This is a genomic window from Pseudomonas imperatae (genome assembly GCF_057128625.1).
In genome coordinates, this window is record NZ_JBSKHP010000058.1 from 1 (window position 1) to 4,676 (window position 4,676).

4 protein-coding genes and 1 pseudogene are annotated in these 4,676 nt (G+C 55.6%); 3 read left to right on the forward strand and 2 right to left on the reverse strand.

Translation table 11 applies throughout. From position 1 onward, the window contains the following. Window positions 1-77: 77 nt before the first annotated feature. Both ACWKWX_RS32525 and ACWKWX_RS32530 read left to right on the forward strand, forming a co-directional pair. A pseudogene (locus tag ACWKWX_RS32525) lies at window positions 78-485 on the forward strand (isochorismatase family protein); the annotation flags it as partial. A gap of 145 nt (window positions 486-630) precedes the next feature. Next, window positions 631-1,743, forward strand: a complete 1,113-nt coding sequence (locus ACWKWX_RS32530; protein WP_483829918.1) for an FAD-dependent monooxygenase — start codon at window positions 631-633, stop codon at window positions 1,741-1,743. A 305-nt stretch (window positions 1,744-2,048) separates the two neighbouring features. Here ACWKWX_RS32530 and ACWKWX_RS32535 read toward each other — a convergent pair whose 3' ends face one another. Next, the gene (locus ACWKWX_RS32535; RefSeq protein WP_416427734.1) at window positions 2,049-2,885 is read right to left on the reverse strand and encodes an aldo/keto reductase; all 837 of its coding nucleotides are present in this window, start codon (window positions 2,883-2,885) and stop codon (window positions 2,049-2,051) included. 124 nt (window positions 2,886-3,009) lie between these two features. On the opposite strand from ACWKWX_RS32535, the gene ACWKWX_RS32540 reads away from it, so the two are divergent. After that, a complete protein-coding gene (locus tag ACWKWX_RS32540) occupies window positions 3,010-3,897 on the forward strand; it encodes a LysR substrate-binding domain-containing protein (protein ID WP_416427732.1) in 888 nt (295 codons plus the stop codon). A 79-nt stretch (window positions 3,898-3,976) separates the two neighbouring features. Here the strand turns inward: ACWKWX_RS32540 and ACWKWX_RS32545 are convergent, their stop codons facing one another. Further along, window positions 3,977-4,378 (reverse strand): carboxymuconolactone decarboxylase family protein, encoded by a 402-nt coding sequence (locus ACWKWX_RS32545; protein ID WP_416427731.1) that lies wholly within the window; start codon window positions 4,376-4,378, stop codon window positions 3,977-3,979. Window positions 4,379-4,676: the final 298 nt, after the last annotated feature.

Consider the following 4,676-nt stretch of genomic DNA (forward strand, 5'->3'; position numbering starts at 1 on the left):
CAGTTCAACGACGGCTTGGCGCCTGCCGTTGCCGAGGAAAAACTTAACGCAGTGTCCGGGATCAGTTGACCACTACAGAGTATGCACAAGGCCCTCTGCTGAGCGAGCTGGAAGAGATCCTTCCGACCGAATTCGCCGGTCGCATCAAGCGTCTGGGCATCGTGAACGCAATGGACGATGAAAACTTCGCCGCTGCCGTGAAAGCCACTGGCCGCAAAAAACTCATCCTCGCTGGCGTGACCAACGACGTCTGCACGGTATACCCGGCACTGTCGCTCGTACGCGATGGTTACGAAGTCCAAGTCGTGGCTGACGGTGGTGCTTCGCCTACCAAAATGGCTGACGACATCGCCTTGCGTCGCATGGATAAAGCCGGTGTGACCCTCACCACCACCAATCAGTTGATCGCCGAACTGGCAGGCAGTTGGGCCACCCCAGAGGGCGGTCAATTGGTTCAGGTGCTGATGGAAGCATTTGGCGACTGACTCCTTGCTCTAAGCCAGAGGAGCTGGAATATCGCTCCTCTGGCCCCTTGGCAATAGAAGCGACGAATGAGTCGCCTTTTTTGCAATGCCGTCGACGTGACGTCATCTGCCTTCATGGTTGTCCTCATCACCGGATCTTGAATCAATGGCTTCAGACGAAGAGATCACCATCATCGGCGGTTCGCTCGCCGGACTCACCCTAGCACTCGCATGCGCATCATCAGGTTTGAGAGTTCGTGTACTTGAGCAGTCCGAAGGACACGCGTCAGGCGGCGACAGTCTAACCGTCGATCTGGCCCTCCTGGCCGCCACAACCGGGCACAATCCCCGTGTGTCACCTGCGCTCCCCGTCGTCCCAGCCTACAGAGATCTCACTACTTGGCCAGCGCTCTATGGCTGGTTACGAGACCGCGTGAACGAGGCTCCCGGCATAGTGCTTGAAGGCGGCAGACGAGTGTCTTCTGTTTCTGACCTAGGCGACTCAGTTCAAATCACCTTCGCAGATGGCCATCAGCAAACGGCGCCAGTGGTTACTGGGGCGGATGGCTATCGTAGCGTTGTTCGACAAGCGATAGCGCCTGAGGCGCCGTTTGCGAAATACGCAGGCTATCTCGTTTGGCGTGGGCTTGTTGACGAGCAAGCGCTGCAAAACCCGGTGTCCTGGCCCTCGGATGGTGGCCTTTGGATTGAGTTCGTAGGCGGTTACAGACTTGTTGCAGCAACGCTGCCAGGTCGTGACGGATCTGTTCAGCCTGGGCAGCGACAAATCACATTTGCCTGGTTTGACGCCCATCAAGATGAGCTGCTGCGTCGTACTGGCTGTTTGACCGCAGAAGGGCATACTGTCGGAACTCTCGCCCGAGGCATGATCGATGACAGCGTCAGGTCAGCACTAGCGAAGCGTGCCCATACCATATGGCCGGAAAGATGGCGGGAAGCAGTGCTGGCAGGTATCCGCTCTCCAAACACGCTTAGCGGCTCTCCCATCGCTGAATACCTTCCGCAACGGCTTGCCCGAGGCAACATGGCGATCATTGGTGATGCTGCGCACGTCATCACGCCTATGACCGGCAGAGGGCTTTTGACTGGCATGGAGGACGCTTCGACCGTGGCGCATCTGCTGGCGAGGCGAAGCCCCGGAGAAACATTTGCTACTGTGCTAGCGCGTTATGAGCAGGCTCGACTGCCATTCATCCGGGGCCTAGTGAAGCACTCAATGAATATAAGCAGTGAGTATCTGAAACTCGCCCGAGCATGAAGAGAAGCGGGCAGATGGTTTAACTGTCAGGGTCCGCTTTGGGTCGAAAGCAACCATTGGAGAATGGCCGCCTTCTGCCCAAAAATGGCCAGCAGCCACGGATGCTGGGCCCATGACTCCGGTTGATCCCCAATGCTATTTCTTTTTACGCAGCCCCACCGCGACTCCCATCAATGCCAGCGCGCCTCCTACAGCATGATAGCTATGCAGCCGCTCCCCCAACACCGCGCACGCCAAGGTATGCAAGCAGCTAGGAAAAAGACAGTCCTCGCAGCGTAGGTGGGCCTCATCAGCAAGATGCAGGTTCAAATGCCCATTTCGATGGTTTCCGGATCCGGCCCCAAGCGGCCGGCTTGCTTGAGTTGGGCAATCGCTTCAACCTCCCGACGGCTGAGCTGAAAGTCGAATATGTCGATATTGGCCGCAATTCGTTCGGGATTGGACGAGCGAGGTATCACCACATAGCCATTCTGAAGGTGCCAGCGAAGGATGACCTGGGCAGGGGTTTTGCTGTGGCGCTGAGCGATTTCAGCGAACAGTGGCAGTTTCAGTACCTCACCGCCCTGCCCCAGCGGGCTCCAAGACGAGACAACGATGCCTTGCTCACGGCACCGATGGCTCAGTTCGGCTTGGTTGAAATCGGGACGGACTTCGATCTGGTTGATTGAAGGAATCACGCCTGTGTCATCAATGATATGCGCCAGATGCTCGCTATTGAAATTGGACACTCCGATTGAGCGGACCCGACCTTCCTTTCGCAGGCGCACAAAGGCCTTCCAAGTGTCACGATAGGCTCCCTTTTTCGGGATGGCCCAATGGATCAAGTACAGGTCCAACGTTTCAAGGCCCAGACGCTGCATGCTGGCGTCGAACGCTCGCAAGGTGCTGTCGAACCCTTGATCGGCATTCCATAGCTTTGTCGTGATGAAGATTTGGTCGCGGCCCAGATCGCTTTCCATAACCGCTCGGCCAACTCCGGCTTCGTTACCGTAACTCATCGCCGTATCAATATGTCGGTAACCGGATTCCAAGGCAATCCTGGAAGACGCATAAGCCTGCGCGTCGTCCAGTTTCCACACGCCGAAGCCCAGTTGCGGAATCTCTACGCCATCATTGAGGGTAATCCGTGGAGCGGATGCCATGGCTATCTCCTGATAAAGATTGAGGGGGACATCAGTAAGGTGGCTGAATTGAGTATCTCCCGGTTTCAATACTGTGATACAGATGCAATAATTTTAGCCATTCAAAACCGTGAGGTTCGCAATAATGGACAAGTTGAATGCCATGGCTATGTTCGTTCGCGTGGTTGACTGTGGCAGCTTCACTGCTGCGGCATTGGCGAGCAACGTCAGCCCGACCATGGTTGCCAAGCACATTCGTGCCAGCGAGGCACGCTTAGGGGCGCGCTTGCTCCACCGGACGACCCGTCGACAGCACCTCACTGAGGTAGGCCAACTCTTCTATGAGCGCTGCAAAAAAGTACTGGCCGAAGTCGAGCTTGCCGAGGCAAGCGCCTCGGAACTCCAGGAGACACCACGTGGTGCAGTCAGGCTGGTAGCACCGGTCACATTCGGTAGCCAGGTGCTGGTACCAGCTCTGACTCGTTATTTGGAGCAGCATCCGGAGGTGGATGTAGAACTCACGCTCGATAATCGAGCGCCTGACTTCCATGCCGACAATATCGAACTGGGCATATTGATTGGTGACGTGAAGGACATGGGCCTGGTTGCGCGGCCACTCAGGCCCTACCGCAGGATTCTGGCGGCGTCTCCAAAGTATTTAGCCACACACGGCACGCCCTCCCACCCTGAAGAATTGGAACGGCACAGTTGTTTGGGGCTATCGTACTGGCGACGACATGATCGGTGGAACCTGGTCTGCGAGAATGATGAAACATGCGCAGTGATGGTGAAGGGAAGATTCTCATCAAACCAGGGAAGTGCGTTACGCATGGCAGCACTGTGTGGAATCGGCATCGTATTGCAGCAAGAGGATCTGTTATCAGACGATATTGCAGCGGGGCGCCTGGAGCGGGTCCTGGCAGATTGGTCTTATAAGTCGACTCCAATGCATTTGCTCTACCGACAAGACACCACTCCGACTGCCAAGCTGAGAAGTGTGATCGATTTTCTCATGAGGGAGTTTGCAACTTGAGTTCTGGGGCGGTAGAGCATCGCATTATATGAAAGCCTAGCCTCCACTAGCGGCGAAAGCACGTCAGGGTGGATAACCGCTAAAGTTTTTCCTGCTCCTCGAAAACCTCTGAAACAACCCCCATAGCGTTGTTAACATTTGCCCCACCCGCATAGAACATGGTTTGTAGAACCGCTTCGACAATCTGCTCCTGGGTTGCGCCGGCCTCCAGTGCTGCCTGCGTATGTGCCCGGACCTGCGGCAGTGCGGATCCCATCGTCACGCAACTGGCGATGATAATTAATTCACGCGTTGCCAAGTCCAAACCCGGTCGATCCAAAATTCCAGCAAATGCCCAGCTCATCGTCATAGTGATCAAATCAGGGCAGATGTCCTCCCGCGACTGGGCCAACTGTTGCCCGCTATGGTTACCGTGCAACCTAGAGAAAAGCTGTAGCCCGCGTGTAAAATCCGGGCCTCTCGCCAACTGCTGTTTGCTCATATGCATTTACTCCTCTGGTACCGGTTATCCGACAGTGGGTCATTCTGCGAGGCATGAAGGCTGCGAAACAGCAGCTTCAGGTGTTTTCATTCCATACCCTGAGGTCCTGAATGAAAGAGAGTGGATAATTGCTCGTGACGGTCAGATGCGGTCGGACACTGGGTGGAAGCCCTGGGCCTTCTCTCATGCTTCACGTATTTGGCTGCCCTTCACAAAGGGCAGCTTTCGGCCCAGAGTGTGTAAAAACACTTTCAAGTTGCTGGTGAGTTAGCCCATGGCTTCTGGTCGTTGCGATATT

What these genes read in the sequence shown, in the direction of transcription:
- ACWKWX_RS32530 (WP_483829918.1), top strand. Translation starts at nt 631, where the DNA reads ATGGCTTCAGACGAAGAGATCACCATCATCGGCGGTTCGCTCGCCGGA.
- ACWKWX_RS32535 (WP_416427734.1), bottom strand. Translation starts at nt 2,885, where the DNA reads ATGGCATCCGCTCCACGGATTACCCTCAATGATGGCGTAGAGATTCCG.
- ACWKWX_RS32540 (WP_416427732.1), top strand. Translation starts at nt 3,010, where the DNA reads ATGGACAAGTTGAATGCCATGGCTATGTTCGTTCGCGTGGTTGACTGT.
- ACWKWX_RS32545 (WP_416427731.1), bottom strand. Translation starts at nt 4,378, where the DNA reads ATGAGCAAACAGCAGTTGGCGAGAGGCCCGGATTTTACACGCGGGCTA.